We start from the raw sequence: 23673 nt of genomic DNA, 5'->3' as shown, positions 1-23673 counted from the left end.
CCGGGACCACCTAGACTGAAGTGCATGCCTATGACTGAGACGTCGAGAAGCATCCCGACCCCCTACGAGGACCTGCTGCGCCACATCCTGGACTCCGGTACGCATAAAGACGACCGCACCGGAACCGGCACCACCAGCATCTTCGGCGCGCAGCTGCGCTACGACCTCAGCTCATCCTTCCCGCTGCTGACCACCAAAAAGGTGTACTTCCGCGGGGTTGTCGGCGAGTTGCTGTGGTTCCTGCGCGGCGACTCCAACGTGCACTGGCTCCAAGACAACGGCATCCGCATCTGGAACGAGTGGGCCGATGACAACGGCGACCTCGGGCCCATCTACGGCGTGCAGTGGCGCAGCTGGCCCACCCCCGGTGGGCACCACATTGACCAAATATCCCGCGCGCTCGACCTGCTGCGAACCGACCCGAACTCCCGACGCAACATCGTCAGCGCCTGGAACGTCGCCGAACTAGACAACATGGCGCTGCCGCCCTGCCACCTGCTCTTCCAGTTCTCCGTCGCCGACGGGCGGTTGAGCTGCCAGCTCTACCAGCGCAGCGCAGACATGTTCCTGGGCGTGCCCTTCAACATCGCCTCCTACTCCCTGCTGACCTGCATGGTCGCCCAACAGGTTGGCTTGGAACCCGGCGAGTTCATCTGGACCGGCGGCGACTGCCACATCTACGACAACCACCGCGAGCAGGTCACCGAACAACTCTCCCGGACGCCGCGGCCCTACCCCACCCTCAATCTGCGCCAGGCGGCCAGCCTCTTTGACTACACCTTCGACGACATCTCGCTGACCGACTACAACCCCCACCCCGCCATCACCGCCAAGGTGTCCGTCTAATGCTGGGCATGATCTGGGCACAGTCCCTCGACGGCGTTATCGGCGACGGCACCACCATGCCCTGGCACGTCCCCGGCGACATGCGCCACTTCGTGAACGTCACCACCGAAGGCGGTGTGGTCTACATGGGCAGACGCACCTGGGAGTCCATCCCCAGCCGCTTCCGGCCCCTGCCCCACCGGCGCAACATCGTGTTGTCCTCCCGCCCTGCCGGCGACTGGTCACAGGGCGCAGAGGTCATGGACAGGCTTCCCGACGCCGCGTCAGGCTGGATCATCGGCGGCGGCCAGATCTACCACAGCCTCATCTCCCGCTGCGACACACTCGACATCGCCGTGCTCGCCGCCACGCTGCGCCCCGCCATGGGACAGCGCTGCGTCACCGCACCGGCAATCCCCCCGGACTTCCGCCTGGTTGCCACCACCGAGTGGGTATTGGATGAGGCCAGCCAGCTGCGCGCACCCGGGCGCAACGGCCACCCCGTGGCCTTCAGCCACCTGCGCTTTGAGCGCCAACAACAAGGCTGACTCACACCCCGCCGCGCTGCGTGTCGGCGCGGGCTGCCCCGCGTTTCCCCGCCTGCACGCCGATGCGGTAACCTTATCCGGCGGGCCCCAGTAGCTCAGGGGATAGAGCACCGCTCTCCTAAAGCGGGTGTCGTAGGTTCGAATCCTATCTGGGGCGCTTGATCACCCCCTGTGAGTTGCGCATTGCTCCAGCTCACAGGGGGTTTCATCTTTTGAAGAGACTGCACAGTACTGTCCAGCACCGTCCGCCTAGGAACCCGGATCGTGGAATTGTCATGGAGTTCCGTGGCCGTACAGGATCTGAGATTCGCACAATGATTTGAATGCTCGGACGCTTGAGATGTCAGCAGCCCGATACCAAGGGATCAAACAGATCCTATGATCGTCACGTTGGTACCCTTTTCAAACCTGCTCCTCAGAACGAGAAGAAGTAGGGAATCTCGACCTTCGCCCGCCACGTCTGTACTGCTTCACACTCTACAGCTCCAGGGCCCTAACCAGCACATACCACCGAGCACTCGATTGCGGTCATAGGTTTGAACAAATCCGGCAATGTTGCGTGCCGGTTCCCTCCATCACTCTTCAAGCGTGGTTAGTCAGCATGACCGGCGTTTCCCACGGTCCAGGCTTCAGCGCCGTGTTGGCGTACCCAGCACCCCTCCATGCAGTCAGCTCACGTCGGCCTCATTTAGAGCAATCGCGGTGCTAGCGACCATACAGCCGTTCGCTTATCCCACTCACACTGGGTTTAACGGATGACGAATGTCCGGATGGACCCCATGCGCTATCCACGGCCCTCAGCGGTGCCTTCACAACTGCAACGACTCACGAACCTCGGGACACGATCGAGCGGCGCCTTTAATCCAACCCCATAGCGCCCTCCCACAAGACCACCAGCAGAGCATCATTTCGCAAGAGTGTTCGCACTTCGGCGGACCGTCGTCCCACCCGCATGACAGGCTGTAACCACAGAACACCACAAGTGAAAACAACCCAGCACAACAAGAAAGGAACAGATAAGGCGCTCAGGAAAATACATTCCCAGTGTTTTCACCAGACAGTCGACGACTAGGACAAGCTGACTACACACCTGTCACGCACACGTCATTGACCTAGACCGACGAGCACATAAGGGCACACCAAAGGGGCTTTCCATAACTCCACAAAATTTTCAAAAGGTCGTATACCTATACGAACCACACGTATGCAAAAACTTGGATTTTGACCGACAACAAGATTCATAGAGAAATCCCTACTATAACAATACGCAAGAAGGAATAATGTCAAGCCCGATAGCAAACCCCACCCCCACCACAACCACCAACAACGACAAGGGAACCCACTGGAAAAAGATTCTCATCGGTACCGGAATTGCGGTCCCGGTCGTCGGACTCCTTCTTATCGCCATGGCCTCGATCAATGGCGACGGCCCCTCCAGCGCGAACTCCCAACCGTGGCAGCTGGAAGACGCCATGCAAAAGGAGGGAGGACAAGTGTGCTTTGAAGCAGCAAAGATACAATTTCCCCGACCTGAAACTGCCCAACTAGTACTCACCCGCCCCGCAAACGACGACATAGGGGAAGGAGTTTACAAAATGATGATCATGGGCGAAGCCATGCATGAACTTCCCGACGGAGCGGTGATAAGTACGGATTTTACTTGCCAGAACGTCACGGTACGGGGGACGAATCTTGATAACCTCACCGCAGCCGTAAAGGACGTATCACTCCACTGGTCCAACGATGGCGAACAAGTAATGAAACGCGCACGACTAGCCAATGGAAAGTGGGAGCTAACGGACGACATCAGTTACATTGATGACACAGAAAAACAAAATGGGTAGGTATTGCTTGAACCCAGCCACACCGAAGCAAAGCCCAGGAAGATATTGGACAAGCATTGAAATCTCACAATTGACCTGGTGCCAGTAGTTTAGGTGCCCACTATTGGGGATCTACTGGCCTTCATTGTAAGGGGCAAGATAGACCACTGCCTCGATTTTGGCCCCGCCAATCCGTTCTTGGGAATCCCCTCACCGGGGCGCAGGCGATGAATCCGTCGAACCCGACGTAGCCGACGGCGCCGTCGAAGCAGGCGCGTCCTTAGCACCCGCACCGGGCTTGCGCTCGGCGGAAGGGCTGGGCGTGGCCTCAGAATCGGGGGCGGGGGCCGGCTGGCGCTGTGGTTGCTGGGCACCCACCGCCTGCGTTTTACCGCCACCCTTGGCGGCGGCACGGGGGCCGGCGATCTGCTGGTTGACCAGGGCCGTGAGGTCATTGGCAGAACCGGTGACGGCCGCAGCGGCGATGAAGTCCTTGCCAAAGGTCACCGACGAATGCTGGTCCCTGTCATTCGACCACGCCCACTTGGTTCCCCGCGCCCCGGGCAGCACGGCGGTGCCAAAGTCCTGCTTGTAGCCGTCGGCGGCGATGGGTGCGGACCGTGCCATGGCGACGAGGATGGGCGAGGCGGCGTCGTCACGCATGACCTGGAAGATGTAGGAGACGGCGTCGTACGTGGAAGTCACCGCGTAGCCCCAGCTGGTGCCGGAGCGGGTGGATTCTAGGTCGTATTTCTTTGCGGTGGCATCGATGGCCTCCGGGTAGGCCTCATAGAGGTCCTTGGCTATGGGGTCATCGGAGGTGGCCACCATTTCCAGCGCCTCAAATTTCTCGTCGGCGCTGCCGTGGTCGAGGACGTAGTCGGCAATGTAGAGCTTGGACAGGCTCAACGCGGAGCGGGGTGTGCGCTGGTTGGCGGTCCCGGTGACGGTGCCGTCGCGCAGGTCCAGGTAGGTGATCTGGGAGGCGTCCGTGAGTTCTACGTCGTCCCAGTTCTTCGGCGCGCCGCCGACATCGGCTAGCGAACCCGCGGCGGCCACGAGCTGTTCCCCGCGGCGCGCGTTATCCTGGCTGGCCGCTGCGACGGCTGGGGAGGCCTGCGGCCCGGATTTCCCAGTGGCTGCGAGCAGGGGCACTGCTGCGGCGAACACGACGGCAGCGCAGCCCAACGCCACCGCGCAGGTGACGCCGTGGGCGGGATTGTTGGGATCCGGGACAAACACCAGGCAATAGTAATACACGCGGCCCGGTGTTAGGGCTCGACTACCTCCGGGTCGTCAAAGATGCGCCCGAATCCGGGCTGGTCGTCGAGGGCGTCGATGGCCTGGGCCTGTTGCTCGCTCAGGGTGATCGTCCCGGCCGCCAGATTGGAGGCCAGGCGTTGTGGGTCGACGGACTTGGGTACCACGGAGATGCCGTGGCCCAGTTCCCACGCCAGGATCACCTGCGCGGCGGTGGCGTCCAGCTCGGCGGCAATCTGCTCGACCACTGGGTTGTTCAGCGCAATGCCGCGGCCCAGCGGCGACCATGCCTCTGTGAGCACGCCGAGGCGGGCGTGCTCCGCGCGCAGCTCGGCCTGCGAGAACCCGGGGTGCAGCTCCACCTGGTTGAGTACCGGGGTGATGCCGGTGCGCTCGATGAGCGTGCGCAGGACCTCGGGGTAGAAGTTGGACACGCCGATGGACTGCACGGTGCCCAGGCCCTGGATTTTGGCCATCGCCTGGAAGCTCTCCACGTAGCGATCGGCGCGCGGGCACGGCCAGTGGACCAGGTAAAGATCCAGGTAGTCCAGGCCGAGGCGGCCCAGTGACTCCTGGAAGGCCTGCGCGGCTCGCTGGGATCCTTGGTCGGTGTTCCACAGCTTGGAGGTGATAAACAGCTCGTCGCGGGTGACGTCGCCGGCGGCGATGGCCTGGCGCACGGCGGTGCCTACCTCTTCCTCATTGCGGTAGAGGCTGGCGGTATCGATGTGCCGATAGCCCAGCTCGATGGCGGTGCGGATGGTAGTAATGGCCTCGTCGCCGCGTAACTTCCAGGTTCCCAGCCCAATCTGGGGCATCTCGGTGGAATCATTGAGGGTGACGGTGGGCACTCGTGGGGTGGTCATGGGTTCCATTGTGACAGCCCCGCGGCGGCGATGGGGTAAAACTGACGTTTATGACGGAACTGACAGCACTGCTCACCGCCGCCCGCGCCTATGCAGACGGCAAGACCCCTCCGCGTGATGCGTCACGCTTGCTGGGGGTGACCTCGCGCGGTGATGTCTTGCTGCACAGCGTCGATGAGCATGCCTACGCGCTGTCCCTGTGCGGCAATCCCCTGCCCACCGGCCAGGAGGTGGCCGTGACCCCGCTGGCGGATTTTGGCTCCGATGTCACGCTCGTCGGCCTGGCCCCATTTGCCGACGCCCCCGAGCGCACCCTGTGGGCACTGTGCATCGAGGGCGTTCCCGCTGTCCTCGGCGAGCACGCCCCCGCCGGCGAGGCCGCGCCGCCGCAGTCCCACCCGCAGTGCGTCGCCCTCGGCCCGCTGCTAGACGACGCCCACGTCCGGGAGGTGCACTCCTTCTCCCCCACCTGCCGCGCGGAGGTGGTCGCCTCCCCTAGAGACGATCTGCTCCAGATTCGGGTATCCCTTTCTGGACAATGGGTGCTTATCGACGCCCCCGTCGCCCTGCGCGGCTCCTTCCGCCCCGACCTGGGATACGTGCAGCCCCTCGGCCTCTAAAGGCGCGAGGGGCTGCGGGCACGTCAGGCGGTTCGAACGCTGGTTACTTCACATCGAGCAGATCGATGATGAAAACCAGGGTGCGGCCGGACAGCGGGTGGCCCCCGCCGACGGGGCCGTAGGCCTTCTCCGGCGGGCAAATCAGCTTGCGCCGGCCGCCGACCTTCATGCCCGGGATGCCTTCCTGCCAGCCGGCGATGAGCCGGTCGAGCGAAAACTCGATGGTCTGCTTGCGGTCCCAGGAGGAGTCAAACTCCTGGCCGGACTCGAAATCGACCCCCACATAGTGGACCTCAACCGTGGCGCCAGGGGTGGCCTGCGCGCCGTCACCGACGGTGATGTCTTCGATGACCAGATCTGACGGCGCGGGGCCGGTGGGGACGTCGATAGCGGGCTTTTCCATGTAAAAACAAGGCTCCTTGGAGTTGGGATTTCTCAGCGCAGCACGTGGCTGCGACGAGGAACACAGTGCGGTCCATTATAGGCACCCCACCACCCGGGTCGGCGCGGGGTGGTGGGCCGGGCCCGAAGAACCGGGAATTAGCGCTGGTCGCGGGGGATAACCTTGCGCAGCGTCTCGCCAGTGTAGACCTGGCGCGGCCGGTTGATCTTGGTGTTCATCTCCAGCTGCTCGCGGTAGTGGGCGATCCACCCCGGCAGGCGGCCGATGGCAAAGAGCACAGTGAAGAAGTCCGTGGGGAAGCCCATCGCCCGGTAGATCAGGCCGGTGTAGAAGTCCACGTTGGGGTAGAGCTTGCGCTCCACAAAGTAGTCATCCTTGAGGGCGATCTCCTCCAGGTTGAGCGCCAGATCCAGCAGCTCGTCCCCACCCAGGTGCTCCAGCACCTCATGGGCGGTGTCCTTGACAATGGCTGCGCGCGGGTCATAGTTCTTGTACACCCGGTGGCCAAAGCCCATCAGGCGGACGCCCTTTTCCTTGTTCTTCACGCGGTTCATAAAGTCGGTGGCGTCCCCGCCGTTGCGGCGGATTTCCTCGAGCATCTCCAGCACCGCCTGGTTGGCGCCGCCGTGCAGCGGGCCGGACAGGGCGTTGATGCCGCCAGCCACGGCGACGAACATGTTCGCCTGTGCCGAACCGATCATGCGCACCGTGGAGGTGGAGCAGTTCTGCTCATGGTCGGCGTGCAGGATCAGCAAGCGGTCCAGGGCCTTGACCATGATGGGGTCGATCTCATAGGGCTCGGTGGGGTAGCCGAACATCATGCGCAGGAAGTTCTCGCGGGCATTCAGCGAGTTATCCGGGTACATGTAGGGGGCGCCGCGGGAGGCGCGGTGGGCGTAGGCCGCCAGCATGGGCACCTTGGCCATGAGTCGGACGGTGGCCTTGTCCAGCTGCGCCTCATCCAGCGGGTTGAGCTGGTCCTGGTAGTAGGTGGACAAAATGTTGACCGAGGACGCCAGCACGGACATGGGGTGCGCGTTGCGGGGGAACACGTTGAACTGGGCCTTGAAATCCTCATCCAGCAGGGTGTGGTGGCGGATTTCATTGTTGAACTTGTGCAGCTCATCGAGCGTGGGAAGGTGGCCCTTGATCAGCAGGTAGGAGACCTCGTTGAAGGTGGCGTTTTCCGCAAGGTCTGCGATGTCATAGCCGCGGTAGCGCAGGATGCCCTCGGCGCCATCAATGAACGTAATCTTCGACTCGGTGGATCCGGTGCTGACGTAGCCTGGGTCAAAGGTGGTGTAGCCGGTCTGGGAGAGCAGTCCTCCCAGTTCAATGCCGGAGTTGCCTTCGGTGGCTTGTTTGATGTTCATTTCAAACTCGCCGCCGGGATAGTGCAATACCGCCTTGTTGTCGGCGTTGGTGTTGTCTGCCACGATGTTTCCCTTCCTGGTTCCTACAGTGTGGGGACGGTTCAAGGACCCCAAGTGTCTTTGGACATCCGTGCCGAAGGCGAAGGGGAGGGCCCACGAGCGCGACTCCTCGCCGGAGAATGACCTTCGGTTTGGCCGGCTATGAAGTTATGTGGCCGCCCACCATTATGGTGGGCCGCCGTTGCCATAACCGTACACGCGTACTGGATGGACAGTTCCGCAACGGGGGTACAGCCCGGCCGGCCCTGGGTACGCAGCCCCGCCGCACCACCTGCGCAAACAACGCGCCCGGCAGGAAATACGGGACCACCCCCGAAAAAGATGGGGCTCAGCACATAGTACCAGCATCTGTGATCGAGGCTACAGAATTGTGCATCCACCCCCGCAGGTGAAGACTCCAAGCTAGGGTGAGAAGACCATCCACCCCCTACCAGTGCTTTAAGGAGCGCACCGTGTCTACGCCTGCCTTCCAGTTACCCTCCGATCTCCTCCCGGCCGACGGCCGTTTTGGCTGCGGCCCCTCCAAGGTGCGATCTGAGCAGCTGGACGCCCTGGCCGCTGCGGGACGCACCGTCCTGGGCACCTCCCACCGCCAGCCGGCGGTAAAGAACCTGGTCGGCGACATCCGCTCCGGTCTGACCGAGCTGTTTGCGCTGCCCGAAGGCTATGAAATTGTGCTCTCCCTAGGCGGGGCCACCGCGTTCTGGGACGCGGCCACCTATGGGCTGATCCGCGCGCGCTCCGCACACCTGAGCTTTGGCGAGTTTTCCGCGAAGTTCGCCACCGCCGCCACGCGCGCCCCCTGGCTTGCTGATCCGCACATCGTCACCGCCCAGCCCGGGACGGTGCCCGCCCCAGCCGCGCTGGCCGCCCCGGAGTTCGCCAACGCCGACGTAGTGGCCTGGGCGCATAATGAAACCTCCACCGGCGCGATGGTCGCCCCCACCCGCCCCGACGGTCTGCCCGAGGACGCCCTGGTGGTCATTGACGCCACCTCCGGGGCCGGCGGGCTGCCGGTAGACATCGCCGCCACGGACGTCTACTACTTCTCCCCGCAGAAGTGCTTCGCCTCCGATGGCGGCCTGTGGCTCGCGGCGATGAGCCCGGCCGCACTCGACCGCATCGAACAGCTCGATGCGGATGCCTCGCGCTTCATCCCCGCGTTTTTGTCTCTGCGCACCGCCGTGGACAATTCCCGCAAGAACCAGACCTACAACACCCCCGCGGTGGCCACGCTGGTCATGCTGGCCAACCAGGTGCAGTGGATGAATGCCCACGGCGGACTGGCCGGCATGGTCGAGCGCACCACGGCCAACTCCACGGCGCTCTACGAATGGGCGACCCAGCGCCCGGAGGCCCAGCCGTTTGTGGAGGAGCCCTCCGCACGGTCGCTGGTGGTAGGCACCATTGACTTCGCGGATAACGTTGATGCCGCGGTCGTGGCCAAGGTGCTGCGCGCCCACGGCGTCGTCGACGTGGAGCCCTACCGCAAGCTGGGCAGGAACCAGCTGCGCGTGGGCATGTTCCCGGCGATAGACACCGCGGATATTGTTGCCCTGACCCAGTGCATTGACGCCATACTGGACTCCGGAGTGGCTTCTACCCAGGAGTAGTCCGTAAATTGGCTGCTCAACTCGGGTGCTGCTGCACCGCTTCCGGGCCCGACGTGCGTTAAGGTGTGCGATACGTACCCACTTACCGGAAGCGGAGGAGACCCCATGCGTGAGCTGCACCTCGTGCCCGACGAGTCCACCCCAACACAGTTGGTGGTGACCACGGCGGGCCCAGACACCGAGCCGACGGCCGGTGAGCAGTTCCGCATCGAGGTCACCGACGCCCTGCGCACCCTGCTCGGCGCCACCCCTACTCCCCCGGCGGAATCCACCGCTAAGGACACCGCGGCATCCGATGCAGACGACAAGCCGGACACCCCCGCTCCGGCGCGCCCCGTACGCCAGGTGGACCCCGGGCTGTCCGCGCCGCTGACCATGCGCCCGCGCGAGATCCAGGAGCGCATCCGCGGCGGCGCCTCGATTGCACAGTTGGCCGAGGAGATGGGCGTGGCCCAGTCCCGGGTGGAGCCCTTCGCCCACCCGGTGCTCCTGGAGCGCTCCCGCATGGCGGGCCTGGCTAAGCAGGCCCATCCGGTGCGCGACGACGGCCCGGCCTCGTTGACGCTGTGGGAGATCCTGGCCACCGCCTTCGCCGCCCGCGGCGCGCACCTGGCCGCGGCAACGTGGGACTCCTACCGCGACGACTCGGGACAATGGGTGGCCGTGGTCGCCTGGGATGCGGGGCTGAGCCATAACACCGCCGAATGGGCGATCGATCTCCACGCCACCTCGGCGGCTACCGCCACCCCCCGCGACCCCATGGCCGCGGACCTGATCAACCCGGAGTTTTTGCAGCCGGTGCGCTCACTGACGGCCGTGAGCAGGGGGTACATGAACAATTCCCCCGCGGAATCGGAAACGGAAAAGACCCTCGATGACCTGCCCGCGGTGGGCGGCGAGGATGCGGCGGAAGAAGACGAGTTCCTGCGCCACCCGGAGGCGCGGGAGCAGGAGCCGCCGGCACAGCGGCGTCGAAAAGCGGTCACCCCGCACTGGGAGGACGTGCTGCTTGGGGTGCGCACCAACACCAAGCGGCCCCGCAAATAACGGAGAGGCAGGTACGCCACGGTGACCATGTTTGACCCCCGCCACCGGACCCGCGGAGTAGTCAGCGCCGCGACGACGCTGTGGTACATCAGCACCCCCGACGTGGCCGCCGTCCTGCACGACGAACCCCGCGCCGACCGCGGATTCGGCCGAAAATTCCTCGCCCAGCTGCGCCCCGACTGGCCGGTGACCCCCATCGGGCAGTTCCCCCTCAACCGCTCCACCGACGCTTCCCGCGGCGAGTTCTACATCGCCGCCTACCCCGGGGTTGCGGTTGTTCATACGCTTCTCGACGCCATCGAGCGCCCCTCCCGCCTGAGCCCGGACCTGCTCACCGCCCTGCCCGCCGACGACATCTACGCCATTTCCACCCACCCCGACGGATTCGGGGCCTTCGCCCACTGGACTGGCGGACGCCTCCAACGCAGCTTTGCCGCCCACCGCGACGCCGTCTATGAAGACATCGGCCTGCCCGAGCCCTTCGAGGGACCCTTCTGGGCAGGCGAAGACGACGAACCCCTCGGCGGCATCAACCTCCCCTTCGTCCCCGCCCACCTCGCCCGCGCGGCCCAAACCGCGTGGCTCGGCGTCGAGATCTCCCCCACCGGCCCCGATATCAACGTGGCCGCCTTTGCCGTCGACGGCCGCCCCGAACCCAAAATCGACGAACCGCGCACCGCAGGCTGGATGACCGTTGATGAGCTGGCCAGCACCGCCACCGCACAGCTAGGCATCGGCGCCGGCAACGGCTACTACGACGACTACGAAGACCGCGCGGCCACCCCCGAATCCGGGGCGGATCTCGCCCGCGTGATCGACGACGCCACCGCCGCCCTCCACCAGGCACGGGCGCGGGCCGCCGCCAAGCTCCGCGGCGCGCGCAGCCGAGCAGCGCAGCGCCTGCGACACACGGACCGCTAGCCCAGCTGCAGGCTCCGGTCCCGCTCGTACAGCGCCACGGCCGCTGACGTTGCCAGGTTCAGCGAGTCCGTACCCGGGGACATGGGAATGCGGGCGCGCACGTCCGTGGCCCGCATCGCATGCTCCGTCAGGCCTGGGCCCTCCGCCCCCACGAGCATGGCCACCTTCGGCCACGCCACACCGTGGTCATCCACCAGCGCCTCCGCCACGTGACGGGCCTGCGGGTCAGGGGTCAAAGAAACCAGGCGGAAGCCCTGCTCGCGCAACTGCTCCAGGCCGCGCTGCCACGTGGTGTGCGAGCCACCCAGGTGCGCGAAGGGCAGCCGCAACACATGCCCCATGGACACCCGCACGCAGCGCCGATACAGCGGATCAGCACAGCCGTTACCAAAGATCACCGCGTCCGCGCCCATGCCGGCGGCGTTGCGAAAGATCGAACCAATATTCTCTGCATCGCCCACCCCCTCCAGGACCACCACGGTGCGCGTCCCCGCCAACACCTGGGAGACCGGCAGCGGCGCCGGCCGATCCGCCGAGGCCACCAAGCCCCGGTGCATATCAAAGCCGGCGACCTGGGCCAGCACCGAACGCGTGAGCTCATAGACGGGCACCCCGTCTGGAATCAGCCCCGAATCCACCGCGTCAGCCAGCCGGGAACCAAAACCCGCCACGGCACGCACCGGGCACCGCGACTGCAGCAGCCGCGAGACCACCAAAGCGCCCTCCGCGATGACCAGCCCCTTGCCCCCGGGGGCGTCCGGGCGGCGATCGCTATGGTTGAGGTCCCGGAAATCATCGAGCCGCGGGTCAGCGGGATCGGTGATGCAGACCGCGCGCCCGGCCATCAGGCGGCCACCGCGGCCATGATCGGGTCCATCGCAAAGTAGATGATGAACAGCACCGAAACCAGCCACATGATCCAGTGGACGCGCCGAATCTTGCCCGCCGCGACGGCCATCGCCGTGAACGTGACAAAACCAACCCCGATGCCGTTGGCAATGGAATAGGTATAGGGCATGACCACGATGGTCAAAAAGGCCGGCAGTGCGACATCAAAGCGCGCCCAATTGATGTCCGTGACCTGGGCCATCATCATCGCCCCGACGATCACCAACACCGGGGCGGCGGCCTCGATCGGCACGATCTCATACAGGGGCGTCAAGAACATCGCGGCGAGGAACAGCACGCCGGTGACCACGTTGGCCAAACCGGTGCGGGCGCCATCGCCAATACCGGCGGCAGAATCCGCAAAGACCGTATTCGAGCTTGCCGAACACGCACCACCCACGATGGCGCCCGTGCCCTCCACCACCAGGGCCTTCTTCAGGTCCGGAAGGTTGCCCTGCTCATCAACCAGGCGAGCCTGCTTGCCCAACGCCGTCATGGTACCCATGGCGTCAAAGAAGTTGGCCAGCACCAGGGTGAACACCAGCAATGCCGCGGCCAGGGCCCCCACCCGGGTGAAGGCCCCCACCAGGTCCACGTGGCCCACGATGGATAGGTCCGGAATGCCGCCAAAGGACGTGGGCAAGGTGGGCACCGCCAGTGACCACCCGCCGTGGTGCTCGGCCGACGATCCCACACCGGTCATCGCCTCCACGATCATGGCAATCAAGGTGGTAGCCACGATGCCAATGAACAGTCCGCCGCGCACCCCGCGGACCACCAGCGCGCCACAAATGATCAAGCCCACCACAAAAACGAACGTGGGCCACGTGCCAATGGAGCCATCAACCCCCAGGGACACCGGCACCGTGGTGCCCGCAGCATCCGGCACACGGGTGACAAAGCCGGCGTCGACAAGCCCAATCATGGCGATGAACGCCCCGATGCCCACCCCAATGGCAGCCTTCATCGGCGCGGGGATGGCATTAAACACCGCCTCCCGGAACCCGGAGACGGCCAGCACCACGATGACAATGCCGTCAATGACCACCAGACCCATGGCCTCTGCCCAGGTCAGCCCCTCCCCGGCGACCAGGGACACCGCGAGCATGGTGTTAATGCCCAGGCCCGTGGCAATGCCGAAGGGGTAGCGTGCGATCAGACCAAAAGCAATAGTCATCACCCCAGCAGCCAGCGCCGTGGCCGCCGCCACCTGCGGAATCCCCAACGTGGTGCCCTGCGAATCCGCGGAAGTGCCCAAAATGAGCGGATTGAGGATGACGATGTAGGCCATCGCAAAAAACGTGACCACCCCGGCGCGCACCTCTGTGCCCACCGTTGAGCCCCGCTCAGTGATGCCAAAATACGAATCTAGCCGCGAAGACAAAGAAGAATTGTGAGCGCGCGGCGGCGCAGCAGTAGGCCCAGTCATGGTTGTGCAGAAGGCTTCCTTGATATAAGGGAAAAGTAGAAGGCTTTAAAAGAATCGGGCGCATCCCCGCGCATCCAACTACCCGGAGGCCGCGCCCCCACTAGAGTCCCACTGACCTAGCCCACTTGGCAAGACCGCACGCACACACCACGCATCCACCACCAGCCATTGCGGGGGATCATGCAGCGCCGTGAACACGTCTAAAACACTGGCCGCTCATCATCAAAGGCCGGCCGCGTTTGGCTCGCGGCAACCGGGTGCGCAGGAGTCCGCGAATGGGCCCCACAGCCATAGCGCGCATGCACCAGCCGGCCATCAGCCGACAACTCGTTGACGCACACCCCAAACGTCGCCCCGATCGGCTCCGCAGCCGGCACAAAGAACGCACAGCTGCGGCAATGCAGGGCCGCCTCCTGGGCAAAAACACTGGTCGGCCCGAAATCCCCGCGACGCCACCGCTGCTTGGCATCCGCCAGCCCCGTCCGACTCAGCCACGGGCCCTGCGCGGAATCCCCGCGCGCACGATCAGGGGCCGCCGCCTGGGCCGCAACATCCGTGAGCCGCGCGTCATGCGGCTCCGGCGGCAACACGTCACCGGGATGAAGATCCCCGGGGCGAACCCGCTGCGCCCACGGCACCCAATCCGGGGCTTGCAAGGCCTGCCCCGAGGGGGCCGGCACGAGCGCCGCCTCGTTGACCGTGATGTCCTGGCTTCCCGGCGCGCACGCCACCACCACCTGCCACTCCCACCCCGGGTAGCCCGGGACCTGGGCGGCGAAGCGGTGCGTCGCCACATGGTCGGGGTCATCGCCACAGCGCTGCGCCCCCACGTGTGCCCCCACCTGCTGGGGGCTTTCGCCCATCTCCCACAATGCCTGGCGCGCCACATCGACCGCCTGGGCACTTAAGACCCCCGAGCCCTGCGCTTGCTCCCGGCGGCGCGCCGGGGTGGTGTGCGCACGGCGTCGAGAAGCCGAGTGCGCGGAAGAAGAAGCACGGGAACGGTGGGGACGAGCTGTGGACACGTCCCCTATTATCGCCGACGCCCCTTCTCCCCCGTGACCCGGGGCACACCCCGCCCGCGGATACGACAGGCGAATAGACTAGCGGGCATGCCTTCTACCCGCCCGCTCTCCCGGCGCGCCCGGGGCCGCAGATCGCTCCTTCAAATCCTCGCGCTCATCATCGCGGTGGTCATCGTCGTCGTCGCCGGATACCTGTTCCAAACCTGGTGGAACTCCCGGCCCGGCGCAGAGCCTGCCGACGTCCGCGTCACCGCCACGGTAGGCGATCACTCCCAGGACATCGCCCCCTACAAGGTCTGCGAGCCGGGAACCTCCTGTCCCGACGGCGACGTACCCACCGTGCGCGTGGGCGCCGACGAGCACCTCACGCTGACCATCCCGCGGGAGATCCACGACCACAACTGGCAACTGCTGACCATCTACGACGACCCCGCCGCCAACGATGAGCAGCGCTTCGGGCCGCACGAACAAACCGAGGTGACTGTGGCCGGCTCCGCCGAGCCCGTGGCTCAGGGATCCACCCACCGCCCCCGGCTCACCGTGGTAGAAGTCTCCGCCCCCATGATCGGCCACAACGACAACGGCGAGGAAACCCCCTACGTGGCGGTGTGGTCGATCCTGACCAACCCGGATCCGGCCACATCCGCGGCCCCGCACACGCCGGCACCCCGCCCCTAGGCGGCGTGGTGCCGCTGTGCCGGAGAGTTAGGCGTCAAGCTCCTTGGCCAGCGCCCGCAGGATTTCTGCAACCTGGCGGCCCACCTTGCGCTCCGGGAACCGGCCGCGTTGCAGATCGGGCTGCACCTTGACCTCCATCAGCGACACCAGGTCAGAGATCATGGAGTTCAGTTCATCGGGCTGATAGCGGTGCTGGTGGCGTCCCCCGCGCGCACCCTGCGCCCCGCCCGGTCCGGTCGCGCGCCCAGCGCCGCGCACACCCCGGCCGCGACCACCACGCGTGTCAGCGCCCGCGATCGTGGGGGTATCAATAATGCGCACGCGCAGCGCCTGCGGGCCGCGCCGCCCCGAGGCGAAGTCGAACTCCACGCGCTGGCCAGAGGTCAGCTCCGTGACCCCCTTGGGCAGCACCTGCCGGCCAATATAGACGTCCTCGGAGCCTGGGTTGGAGGCAAACCCGAACCCGCGCTCGGGGTCGTACCACTTCACTGTTCCGACGGGCATCGGACAATCACCTTTTCCACGTAATGAGGCAGCGACTGTGCATGGCTGCACGGCCGGTTGTCTGGGCTGGGCGGCTGCTGGCGGCTGTTCGCTGCTGCTTGCGGCCGATCCCGGTTGTTCGCGGCCGACGGGTGCCGGCTTGTGCCGGTTTCCGTCGCCGTGCGCCGATTGCGGTCGCAGCGGACCGGTGTCGGCCGATGACGCGCAGGCCAACACACAGCGCCATACAGCGCCACGCCGCGCGGCTGCACAGTGCTGCCGGGGTGCATCCCCGGCGTGCCGGAGCGCAGCGGGTGCCGGCGCAGCACGCGACGCGCCGCGGTGTCTATCCGCCAACCGCGGGCATCACACGCGCGGGGCGTCTAGCACAGCGGCCGCATGAGCACCAGCCCCACAGTGGGGCCGCTCAGCCCAAGAAGGTCCCATTTTACACGGGAGTTTGGGAGGCGTCGTAATTCTCACGAGTCACACAAACACCACGCCACACACCACGTGACGTAACTCACACACCTGCGATGGGCGCTCTGACCAGGACCAATAGCAGCCGCATGAACGCTGCGTGGAATCCTTAGGACTTAATGAAGCGACGAGCGTGACACAATCGTTATAAACCGTTACGCTTTGGCCCCAGGCACCGACGCCGCATTCGTCCATCACAACCAACCGCGCCCCTGCGCCCGTGATGGCAACAGGCGTCGCTGGTGCAGAAAAGCAATCACCCGGCGGGCACCTGCCCCCGCGCACACGCCCGCCGGACAGCAAGACACAAAAAAGAGACACACAGCAGGGGCGAGTCAACCGCGACTCACCACAGGGAAGGACCTTTTCAACTCCATGGGACGTCACGCAGCAAAGACCACCTCCATTGCCGCCAAGATCGCGCTCGGCTCCGTCGCCGTGGGCACCGCTTCCGCCCTGCTGGCCCCCACGGCCAGCGCGGCTAGCGACGCCGACTGGGACGCGCTGGCACAGTGCGAGTCCGGCGGCAACTGGGCCATCAACACCGGCAACGGCTACCACGGAGGCCTCCAGTTCTCCCCCGCCACGTGGAACGCCAACGGCGGCCAGGAATTTGCCCCGTACGCCTACCAGGCCTCCCGCGAGCAGCAGATCGTGGTCGCCGAACGAGTCCTCGCCTCCCAGGGCTGGGGCGCCTGGCCGGCCTGCTCCTCCCAGCTGGGCCTGAACTCCGCGCCCACGCAGCGCACCGCCCCCGCTCCCGCCCCGGCACCTGCCTCCTCCCCGGCCCCCGCCGCCGCAGCCCCGGCAGCCGCCCCCGCTTCCTCGCCGGCGCGCACCGAATCTGCCCCGGCAGCCGCGGCCTTCACCAAGGCCAGCGACCTGAGCGGCCTCAAGCCCGCACAGCAGCTCTATGACGTGGTCTCCTCCGCGCTCACCCAGGCCGGTGTCGCCGTCCCGGGCGAACTGAACACCCTGCTCGCCGCGCACCTCAATGACATTGACGGCTTCTACGCCGCCGGCGCTGAGCTGATCAACCCCGCCCTGAACTACGCCACCACCCACAGCGGCCCGGCGCTCAACCAGCTGCGCGAGGCCGCCGCGGCGTTCACCGCCTAGCAGCACCCAAGACGAACCCGCAGCCTCCCGGACACCCCACGCGCGCGAGCAGGATTCCCCCCGCGCGCGGTTGCGGCGGACCTGCCTGGGAACGCGCGGCGTCGATAAGCACACAATCCCCCGCCCCTGCGATGTCAACCATCGTGTGGAGCTGGGGGATTGTGCGTTCTAGGGGAAAACAGCAGGAGGCTCGTTGACGCGGGAAACCGACAGCGACGCCCCGCCTGCTACTTGTTGATGCGGGTGTAGGGGTGAACGTAGCCGGTCTGCTCGTAGCTCACAGGCAGCTCCAGATCATCGCCAAAGGGGCTAGAAGCACCAGCCAAAGGCGCGATGAGCTCAGTAACCGCGTGGTGATCGCCCACGACCTCAGGCCAGGCCGGGTCCACGTAACCCTTCTTCTCTACATGTGCCATAACCACCATTGTGGCAGACTCCCCGCCGCGCCGTCACCTGCTCCAACACTATTATTGCCCCCGATGACTACCCCTGACCCCTACACCACCTGGCTGGCAGGGCGTACCGACGCAGAACTGACCGCCCTCCTGCGCGCCCGCCCCGACGCCGCCTACCCTCCCCCGCCCACCATCGGCTCCCTGGCGGCGCGCCTGACCATCCGCACGTCCGTTGCCCACGCGCTCGCCCAACTCAACACCCCAGCGCTGATGGCCTGCGACATCGCCGCAGCAGCAGGGGCGGAATACCATCCCGTCGCGTACGCAGACATCGTTGCCGCGGCAGACCATGCCTGCGCTGACTTTGACTCCGCTGACCTTGACTCCGCGCGCGATGCCCTGTTCACGCTCGGCCTCTGGTACGGCGACCCGCAGGATCCGCGCCAGCTCGCCGAGGTCATGGCCACGCTGCCTGCCGATTGGGACCTGCGCGCAGAGGCCACCGCCACGCCGGCGCCGACGCTGCGCACCGACATTGCGGCCCTGGATGACACCTCGCGGGCGATCCTGGAGACCCTCGCCCGCTCCGGGGGCACCGGCACCACCCGCGATGCCGACCCCGACGCCGAGCCCACCCGCCCCATTCCACGCCTGATCGCCGCGGGGCTCATCCAGCGCATCAACTCCACCACCGTGCGCCTGCCCAGGCACGTGCGCGCAGCGATCACCTCCGAAGACCTGGTCGCGCTCAGCCTCCAGCCGCCCACGCTGCCAGCGCCCACCCCCGCCACAAACGACGACGCCGGAGTCACCGCAGGACTGTCCACCGTGCGCGACATGGCACAGCTTATCGACGCCCTCAGCCTCACCCCCGCGCGCCTGTTGCGCGACCACGGCGTAGGGGTCCGCGAAATTGGCCGGCTAGCAGGGCTGATCAATGACACGCCCGACGAATGCATCCGGCTGTGCAACCTCGGCTTGAGCGCCGGGCTAATTGCTACCGGCCAGATCAGCGACACCGATACCACCGAGTACCTGGCCCCCACCCCCGCCGCCGACGAATGGCTCAGCGCCACCCCCGCCGCGCGCTGGGCCCACCTTCTGGTGTCCTGGTGGGACTCCGCGTGGGACGACGCCGCCGTCGGCGATGCGCACCTGGCCACTCCCGCCACCCGCAACGCCCAGCTACCGGTCCTGCGCCACGCCATCGCCGATGCCTGTCGCACTGCCCCACAGGCAGTGCGTCTCCAGCACAGTGACGTTGCCGCGCTCCTTGGCTACCACCACCCCCTGCTGTCCTGGCGCACCCCGGTCAGCGCCGTGGAGCGCACGCTGGCGTCCGCCACGAGCATCGGCGCATTCAGCGACGGAACCCTGACCCCCGTTGTCGAAGGATTGCTGGCGGCAGACCCGGAAGCCGTGGCGCGCGCCACCACCGCGGCCACACCTCCCAGCGTGGACTACCTCATCGTGCAGGCAGACATGACGGTGACCGCCCCCGGGCCGCTCAACCCAGAAACGGATCGGGAACTCACACTGCTGGCAGATCTGGAATCTCCGGGGCTGGCCAGCGTGTATCGGATCACCCAAGACAGTCTGCGCCGCGCCTTTGATGCCGGGCGCACCGCCGCAGACATTCACGCCTGGCTTCGCGCACACTGCAGAGGAGAAGTCCCCTCCGCGGTGAGCTACCTCGTAGATGACCTCGCCCGCACCCACGGCACGCTGCGCGGCGGGCCGGCCGGAAGCTACGTGCGGTGCGCCGACCCCGCCCAGCTTGCCCAAGCCCTCGGACTACCCATCGCGGCAGATCTGCACCTGCGCGGTCTCGCCCCCACCGTGGCGGTCTCAGACCGCCCGCTTGCAGAAGTCATCACAGCCCTGCGCGGCGAAGGCATCACCATCGCTGCCGAGGACTCCGAGGGCCGAAGCATCGACTTGCGCCCCGAGCCTGCGCGGATCAGCCCGGGGCGTCGGCGGCGGGATCGCGGCGCGGCAGGTCGGGGTGGAGCTGGCCTGGGCGCGGCGAGTCGGGGTGCGGCGAATGCGCCAGCCCGCGGGCCCGCACACGCAGCGGCAGGCGCGGTTCCAGACTTTCGCACCCCAACCGCCCCCGACCCCCAACGCATTGCCGCGGCAATCGCCGCGCTGCGCCGCGATACTAGCGGCGGAAACGGGAACCAGGGTGCCACGCAGCGCGCGACTAACCCGATCACCCAGCTCAAGGCGGCCGCACGGGCGGGCAAGGCCGTGCGCTTGGGGTATGTAGACAGTGCGGGTGGGGCTCACCAGATGAACATCACTCCCGTGCGGGTGGCGGAGGGCCACGTGGAAGCCGTGGCGCTCAGCGATGGTGCGGCTCGGCGCTTCAGCCTGCACCGGGTCACGTCGGTAGAAACCCTGGACTAGGCGCGCGCGGAGAGCGCGGGGCGGCCACGCGGCCACGCGGCAGTGCCAGGGCACGGGGTTCGGGGGCGCGGAGGACGGGGGGTCTGGGGGTCTGGGGGACCTGGGGGTTCCTTCGGCCAGGAGATGCGGGGCTCCGGCACTGCGCGCGATCGGAAGGGGCTCGCCGCGCCATCATTGGGTAGATACTCTTGACGGACTGTTGGGTTTATGCAACAGTTTGTTGTGTGACACCGCGACGACGACCAGCTAGACCCATCTACAACCGCATCCGCCTGCTACGCACCGAGCGCAACCTTTCGCGCGCCCAACTCGCAGAACTCATCGACGTCAACCCCCAGACCGTGGGCGCCCTCGAACGCGGCGACCACTCCCCCAGCCTCGACCTGGCCTTGCGCATCTGCGAGGTATATGAACTGCCGGTTGAGGCGGTGTTCTCCCGGACACCCTTTGCCCCGCTGTCTGCCGATTCCCTCACCAGGAGCTAGCACTATGTCAACCACTCGACCCGCCACCGTCACCCGCCGCAACCGCCTGATCGCCTGCGCCGATGTCACCCTCGGCATCGCGGGAATGGCGCTTCCCATCTTCCCGTTCCACATGCCCACCGCGATGACACTGTGGGTTGTAGGAATGGTCTTGCATCCGCTGTGTCTCGTGGCGCTGCAACGCGCTACCGGGGTCTCATTTACCGCCACCCCACATGGGTTGGACGAATACCTGGCAGCCCGCGCGCTGCGCCTGCGCTCCCGGGCCATGACGTGGTTCATGTGCAGCCTGCTGGTTGTCATGACGGTCGCGCTCGTCCTCCCGGCGGCCGTGCCTGCGCTAGGTACTGAAGGCTGCATGATCGCGTTTCGCCTGCTGGGTATGGCGGCAGGCTGGCTGGCCCTAGTCTCCGCCTACACCTATGCCCGCGGGCTGGCAGGTGGTGCCAATACTGATGACCTGCGCAGTGCCGCGGATCCAGAGGATGCCTGAGCCACGGGGCTGCGGCGAGCGTTGACGCCCCCGTGACATAATGAGGCGTCGATACGGTTGTTGACCACAGCCCCACCAAGGAAAGGTCGAAGGTACACAGTGGCGCTCGGCGCAGGCCCCCTCATCGTGCAATCGGACAAGACGGTCCTCCTTGATCTCAGTGACCCCGACGCCGATGCCGCCCGCGCGGCACTCGCCCCCTTCGCCGAACTCGAACGCGCACCCGAGCACATCCACACCTACCGCATCACCCCACTCGCACTGTGGAATGCCCGCGCCGCCGGCCACGACGCCGAGCAGGCGGTGGATGTACTCGAGCGCTACTCACGCTTCCCCGTCCCCCAGGCAGTGCTTATCGACGTCGCCGAAACCATGTCGCGCTACGGCCGCATCCGCCTGCACAATCACCCCGCCTACGGGCTGGTTCTGGAGACCGCAGACCCGGCGCTGGTCGCCGAGCTGCGTCACAATAAGACGATCGCGCCGATGCTCGGCGCGCAGATCGATGCGACCACGCACGTCGTCCACCCCTCCGAACGCGGCAGGCTCAAACAGGAACTCATAGCCATCGGCTGGCCGGCCGAGGACCGCGCCGGCTACGTCGATGGAGAAGCCCACCCTATCGCCCTGACCGACGGCACCGACTGGCATCTGCGCGACTACCAGCGCTACGCCGCTGAGGCCTTCTGGGAAGGCGGGTCCGGGGTCGTCGTTTTGCCCTGCGGGGCCGGCAAAACCATCGTCGGGGCGGCGGCGATGGCCCGGGCGCAAGCCACCACGCTGATCCTGGTGACCAACACCATCGCCGGGCGGCAATGGCGCGACGAATTGCTCGCCCGCACCAGCCTCACGCCCGAAGAGATCGGCGAATACTCTGGCGAAAAGAAAGAAATCCGTCCGGTAACTATTGCCACGTACCAGGTGGTCACCCGCAAAACCAAGGGGGAATATCGGGCGCTTGAGCTTTTCGATTCCCGCGACTGGGGCCTGATCATTTACGACGAAGTTCACCTCCTGCCCGCCCCCGTATTCCGGCTGACCTCCGATCTCCAATCGCGGCGCCGATTAGGGCTAACGGCAACGCTCGTGCGCGAAGATGGCCGCGAGGCGGACGTCTTTTCCCTCATCGGGCCCAAACGCTACGACGCCCCCTGGAAAGACCTCGAGCACTCCGGGTTCATCGCCACCGCCGAATGCGTCGAAGTACGCTGCACGCTCAGCCAATCCGAGCGGATGGCCTATGCGACAGCACCACCGCGGGAACGCTACCGCTTTGCGGCGAGCGCGCACGGCAAGGTGGGGGTCGTCGATAAGCTGGTATCTCACCACAAGTCAGAGCCGACGCTCATCATCGGCGCATTTGTGGACCAGCTCGAAGAAATTGCCGCACATTTTGGATTCCCCCTCATCACCGGAGCAACATCAACGGCCCACAGGCAGCGCGCATTCGATGACTTCCGGTCCGGGCGCATCACCACACTCGTTGTTTCCAAAGTAGCCAACTTCTCCATCGACTTACCCGAAGCCGCGGTGGCCATTCAAATATCCGGATCATTCGGCTCCCGCCAAGAAGAAGCCCAACGCCTGGGAAGGCTCCTGCGCCCCAAGCAGGCGGAAAACACCGCGCACTTCTATTCTGTTGTCAGCACGGACACCTTGGACACGCAGTATGCGGCACATCGGCAACGCTTCTTAGCGGAGCAAGGCTACGCCTACCATATTGTTGACGCTGGTGATCTTGATAAATTTCTCAGCACAGAAAGGTTGCCATGAAGCCCTACCATTTTAGAGTCGACGAAGCCTGGGCCAAACAAAACAATGAATTGCTGCGCGACTCGCGCAGACTGCGCATAGCCGCACTTATTCTTGCCGCCATCTTCCTCGGCGCCGGCATAGCCGCCCGCCTCATCCTCAGCTCCTACGCCGGCAGCTGGCTATTCTTCGCCGGCTTTGCCGCAGTGGCGATCGTTTTTGTCATCATCGCGTGCGTCACCCCGAATCGCGCCGGGCAGGCCCAACAGCTCTATGACCGCTACCCCCTCGTCCCCGCGATCATCGCCGAAGTCAACGCCCGCGACGTCGTCCTGCTCGCGCTTGTCGACGCCTCCGTGGACCCCGCAGGCCCCCCAGTCCCAGCACTAGCCCTGCGCACCGTCACAGCACTCAAGGGCCACGAACGCAAAGTAGGCGTCCAAGTGCCCGCCGCCGCGGTCGGTGGGCGCCGCTCCAGCCGCGCACAAACATGGGACGAAATCACCCCCATGCCCATCGCGTGGGGCACGCCGGATACAGAAACCATCGCGGCAGCCACCGCCGCCATTGACCGCGCTACCTGGGGGAAGGTAAAAAAGCTGCGCAGCCGCCTCGACGACGTCAAGGCCACCCCGCGCAACCTGCTCATCCTGTGAGGACCCCGCGAGGCACACCAGC

Annotated in this window: 23 protein-coding genes and 1 tRNA gene; 15 read left to right on the top strand and 9 right to left on the bottom strand. The window is 65.9% G+C overall.

Annotated elements, in window-relative coordinates:
- Positions 1 to 30 precede the first annotated feature (30 nt).
- From LH390_RS03215 to LH390_RS03200, 4 genes are all read left to right on the top strand, one after another.
- On the top strand, positions 31 to 846 hold the full coding sequence (locus LH390_RS03215; RefSeq protein WP_227282641.1) for a thymidylate synthase: 816 nt from the start codon (positions 31 to 33) through the stop codon (positions 844 to 846).
- Positions 846 to 1373: a dihydrofolate reductase gene (locus LH390_RS03210; protein ID WP_227280619.1), complete on the top strand. Its 528-nt coding sequence runs from the start codon at positions 846 to 848 to the stop codon at positions 1371 to 1373. The genes LH390_RS03215 and LH390_RS03210 overlap by 1 nt, the downstream gene beginning before the upstream one ends.
- A gap of 84 nt (positions 1374 to 1457) precedes the next feature.
- Positions 1458 to 1530: transfer RNA gene (locus LH390_RS03205), tRNA-Arg, on the top strand.
- 1123 nt (positions 1531 to 2653) lie between these two features.
- Positions 2654 to 3217 carry a hypothetical protein gene (locus tag LH390_RS03200; RefSeq protein ID WP_227280620.1) on the top strand — a complete coding sequence of 188 codons (564 nt, stop codon included), beginning with the start codon at positions 2654 to 2656 and terminating at the stop codon, positions 3215 to 3217.
- Positions 3218 to 3406: 189 nt separating this feature from the next.
- Here the strand turns inward: LH390_RS03200 and LH390_RS03195 are convergent, their stop codons facing one another.
- The gene (locus LH390_RS03195) at positions 3407 to 4456 is read right to left on the bottom strand and encodes a hypothetical protein (protein ID WP_227280621.1); all 1050 of its coding nucleotides are present in this window, start codon (positions 4454 to 4456) and stop codon (positions 3407 to 3409) included.
- An 11-nt stretch (positions 4457 to 4467) separates the two neighbouring features.
- Positions 4468 to 5322, bottom strand: coding sequence for an aldo/keto reductase (locus LH390_RS03190; RefSeq protein ID WP_227280622.1), 855 nt, complete (start codon positions 5320 to 5322; stop codon positions 4468 to 4470).
- A gap of 50 nt (positions 5323 to 5372) precedes the next feature.
- On the opposite strand from LH390_RS03190, the gene LH390_RS03185 reads away from it, so the two are divergent.
- On the top strand, positions 5373 to 5942 hold the full coding sequence (locus LH390_RS03185; protein ID WP_227280623.1) for a hypothetical protein: 570 nt from the start codon (positions 5373 to 5375) through the stop codon (positions 5940 to 5942).
- 43 nt (positions 5943 to 5985) lie between these two features.
- Here the strand turns inward: LH390_RS03185 and LH390_RS03180 are convergent, their stop codons facing one another.
- Complete coding sequence (locus LH390_RS03180; protein ID WP_227280624.1) at positions 5986 to 6345, bottom strand: FKBP-type peptidyl-prolyl cis-trans isomerase; 360 nt, start codon at positions 6343 to 6345, stop codon at positions 5986 to 5988.
- A 137-nt stretch (positions 6346 to 6482) separates the two neighbouring features.
- Positions 6483 to 7781 (bottom strand): citrate synthase, encoded by a 1299-nt coding sequence (locus LH390_RS03175; RefSeq protein WP_227280625.1) that lies wholly within the window; start codon positions 7779 to 7781, stop codon positions 6483 to 6485.
- 449 nt (positions 7782 to 8230) lie between these two features.
- On the opposite strand from LH390_RS03175, the gene serC reads away from it, so the two are divergent.
- The 3 genes from serC to LH390_RS03160 all read left to right on the top strand — a co-directional run bounded on the left by serC (position 8231) and on the right by LH390_RS03160 (position 11359).
- Positions 8231 to 9391: a phosphoserine transaminase gene (gene serC / locus LH390_RS03170; RefSeq protein WP_227280626.1), complete on the top strand. Its 1161-nt coding sequence runs from the start codon at positions 8231 to 8233 to the stop codon at positions 9389 to 9391.
- Positions 9392 to 9496: 105 nt separating this feature from the next.
- Positions 9497 to 10438 carry a septation protein SepH gene (gene sepH / locus LH390_RS03165; RefSeq protein WP_227280627.1) on the top strand — a complete coding sequence of 314 codons (942 nt, stop codon included), beginning with the start codon at positions 9497 to 9499 and terminating at the stop codon, positions 10436 to 10438.
- A 27-nt stretch (positions 10439 to 10465) separates the two neighbouring features.
- A complete protein-coding gene (locus LH390_RS03160) occupies positions 10466 to 11359 on the top strand; it encodes a DUF6928 family protein (protein WP_227280628.1) in 894 nt (297 codons plus the stop codon).
- Here LH390_RS03160 and LH390_RS03155 read toward each other — a convergent pair.
- From LH390_RS03155 to LH390_RS03145, 3 genes are all read right to left on the bottom strand, one after another.
- The gene (locus LH390_RS03155; RefSeq protein ID WP_227280629.1) at positions 11356 to 12204 is read right to left on the bottom strand and encodes a TrmH family RNA methyltransferase; all 849 of its coding nucleotides are present in this window, start codon (positions 12202 to 12204) and stop codon (positions 11356 to 11358) included. The two genes, LH390_RS03160 and LH390_RS03155, sit on opposite strands and share 4 nt — an antisense overlap.
- Positions 12204 to 13676: an NCS2 family permease gene (locus LH390_RS03150; protein WP_227280630.1), complete on the bottom strand. Its 1473-nt coding sequence runs from the start codon at positions 13674 to 13676 to the stop codon at positions 12204 to 12206. Before LH390_RS03150 ends, LH390_RS03155 begins: the two co-directional genes overlap by 1 nt.
- 200 nt (positions 13677 to 13876) lie before the next feature.
- A complete protein-coding gene (locus tag LH390_RS03145) occupies positions 13877 to 14701 on the bottom strand; it encodes a DUF3027 domain-containing protein (RefSeq protein ID WP_227280631.1) in 825 nt (274 codons plus the stop codon).
- Positions 14702 to 14788: 87 nt separating this feature from the next.
- On the opposite strand from LH390_RS03145, the gene LH390_RS03140 reads away from it, so the two are divergent.
- The gene (locus tag LH390_RS03140; RefSeq protein ID WP_227280632.1) at positions 14789 to 15379 is read left to right on the top strand and encodes a DUF2771 domain-containing protein; all 591 of its coding nucleotides are present in this window, start codon (positions 14789 to 14791) and stop codon (positions 15377 to 15379) included.
- 27 nt (positions 15380 to 15406) lie between these two features.
- Here the strand turns inward: LH390_RS03140 and LH390_RS03135 are convergent, their stop codons facing one another.
- Positions 15407 to 15883 (bottom strand): cold-shock protein, encoded by a 477-nt coding sequence (locus tag LH390_RS03135; protein WP_227280633.1) that lies wholly within the window; start codon positions 15881 to 15883, stop codon positions 15407 to 15409.
- Positions 15884 to 16717: 834 nt separating this feature from the next.
- Here LH390_RS03135 and LH390_RS03130 point away from each other — a divergent pair.
- Entirely contained in the window at positions 16718 to 17461 is a 744-nt protein-coding gene (locus LH390_RS03130; RefSeq protein WP_227280634.1) for a transglycosylase family protein, read from the top strand.
- A gap of 227 nt (positions 17462 to 17688) precedes the next feature.
- Here the strand turns inward: LH390_RS03130 and LH390_RS03125 are convergent, their stop codons facing one another.
- Positions 17689 to 17877 carry a hypothetical protein gene (locus LH390_RS03125; protein ID WP_227280635.1) on the bottom strand — a complete coding sequence of 63 codons (189 nt, stop codon included), beginning with the start codon at positions 17875 to 17877 and terminating at the stop codon, positions 17689 to 17691.
- A gap of 63 nt (positions 17878 to 17940) precedes the next feature.
- Here LH390_RS03125 and LH390_RS03120 point away from each other — a divergent pair, with 63 nt between their 5' ends.
- From LH390_RS03120 to LH390_RS03100, 5 genes are all read left to right on the top strand, one after another.
- Entirely contained in the window at positions 17941 to 20265 is a 2325-nt protein-coding gene (locus LH390_RS03120) for a helicase-associated domain-containing protein (RefSeq protein ID WP_227280636.1), read from the top strand.
- A gap of 224 nt (positions 20266 to 20489) precedes the next feature.
- Positions 20490 to 20750 carry a helix-turn-helix transcriptional regulator gene (locus LH390_RS03115; RefSeq protein WP_227280637.1) on the top strand — a complete coding sequence of 87 codons (261 nt, stop codon included), beginning with the start codon at positions 20490 to 20492 and terminating at the stop codon, positions 20748 to 20750.
- A gap of 4 nt (positions 20751 to 20754) precedes the next feature.
- Complete coding sequence (locus LH390_RS03110) at positions 20755 to 21243, top strand: hypothetical protein (RefSeq protein ID WP_227280638.1); 489 nt, start codon at positions 20755 to 20757, stop codon at positions 21241 to 21243.
- A 99-nt stretch (positions 21244 to 21342) separates the two neighbouring features.
- Positions 21343 to 23016, top strand: coding sequence for a DNA repair helicase XPB (locus LH390_RS03105; RefSeq protein WP_227280639.1), 1674 nt, complete (start codon positions 21343 to 21345; stop codon positions 23014 to 23016).
- Positions 23013 to 23651, top strand: a complete 639-nt coding sequence (locus tag LH390_RS03100) for a DUF3239 domain-containing protein (RefSeq protein WP_227288272.1) — start codon at positions 23013 to 23015, stop codon at positions 23649 to 23651. Before LH390_RS03105 ends, LH390_RS03100 begins: the two co-directional genes overlap by 4 nt.
- The last annotated feature ends 22 nt before the right edge of the window (positions 23652 to 23673 follow it).

This window comes from Corynebacterium uberis (assembly GCF_020616335.1).
In the GTDB taxonomy this organism is placed as follows: Bacteria; Actinomycetota; Actinomycetes; order Mycobacteriales; family Mycobacteriaceae; genus Corynebacterium; species Corynebacterium uberis.
This window is presented reverse-complemented; position numbering and strand designations above follow the sequence as displayed.

What these genes read in the sequence shown, in the direction of transcription:
- LH390_RS03215 (WP_227282641.1), top strand. Translation starts at nt 31, where the DNA reads ATGACTGAGACGTCGAGAAGCATCCCGACCCCCTACGAGGACCTGCTG.
- LH390_RS03210 (WP_227280619.1), top strand. Translation starts at nt 846, where the DNA reads ATGCTGGGCATGATCTGGGCACAGTCCCTCGACGGCGTTATCGGCGAC.
- LH390_RS03200 (WP_227280620.1), top strand. Translation starts at nt 2,654, where the DNA reads ATGTCAAGCCCGATAGCAAACCCCACCCCCACCACAACCACCAACAAC.
- LH390_RS03190 (WP_227280622.1), bottom strand. Translation starts at nt 5,322, where the DNA reads ATGACCACCCCACGAGTGCCCACCGTCACCCTCAATGATTCCACCGAG.
- LH390_RS03185 (WP_227280623.1), top strand. Translation starts at nt 5,373, where the DNA reads ATGACGGAACTGACAGCACTGCTCACCGCCGCCCGCGCCTATGCAGAC.
- LH390_RS03180 (WP_227280624.1), bottom strand. Translation starts at nt 6,345, where the DNA reads ATGGAAAAGCCCGCTATCGACGTCCCCACCGGCCCCGCGCCGTCAGAT.
- sepH (WP_227280627.1), top strand. Translation starts at nt 9,497, where the DNA reads ATGCGTGAGCTGCACCTCGTGCCCGACGAGTCCACCCCAACACAGTTG.
- LH390_RS03160 (WP_227280628.1), top strand. Translation starts at nt 10,466, where the DNA reads ATGTTTGACCCCCGCCACCGGACCCGCGGAGTAGTCAGCGCCGCGACG.
- LH390_RS03155 (WP_227280629.1), bottom strand. Translation starts at nt 12,204, where the DNA reads ATGGCCGGGCGCGCGGTCTGCATCACCGATCCCGCTGACCCGCGGCTC.
- LH390_RS03150 (WP_227280630.1), bottom strand. Translation starts at nt 13,676, where the DNA reads ATGACTGGGCCTACTGCTGCGCCGCCGCGCGCTCACAATTCTTCTTTG.
- LH390_RS03140 (WP_227280632.1), top strand. Translation starts at nt 14,789, where the DNA reads ATGCCTTCTACCCGCCCGCTCTCCCGGCGCGCCCGGGGCCGCAGATCG.
- LH390_RS03135 (WP_227280633.1), bottom strand. Translation starts at nt 15,883, where the DNA reads ATGCCCGTCGGAACAGTGAAGTGGTACGACCCCGAGCGCGGGTTCGGG.
- LH390_RS03130 (WP_227280634.1), top strand. Translation starts at nt 16,718, where the DNA reads ATGGGACGTCACGCAGCAAAGACCACCTCCATTGCCGCCAAGATCGCG.
- LH390_RS03125 (WP_227280635.1), bottom strand. Translation starts at nt 17,877, where the DNA reads ATGGCACATGTAGAGAAGAAGGGTTACGTGGACCCGGCCTGGCCTGAG.
- LH390_RS03120 (WP_227280636.1), top strand. Translation starts at nt 17,941, where the DNA reads ATGACTACCCCTGACCCCTACACCACCTGGCTGGCAGGGCGTACCGAC.
- LH390_RS03110 (WP_227280638.1), top strand. Translation starts at nt 20,755, where the DNA reads ATGTCAACCACTCGACCCGCCACCGTCACCCGCCGCAACCGCCTGATC.
- LH390_RS03100 (WP_227288272.1), top strand. Translation starts at nt 23,013, where the DNA reads ATGAAGCCCTACCATTTTAGAGTCGACGAAGCCTGGGCCAAACAAAAC.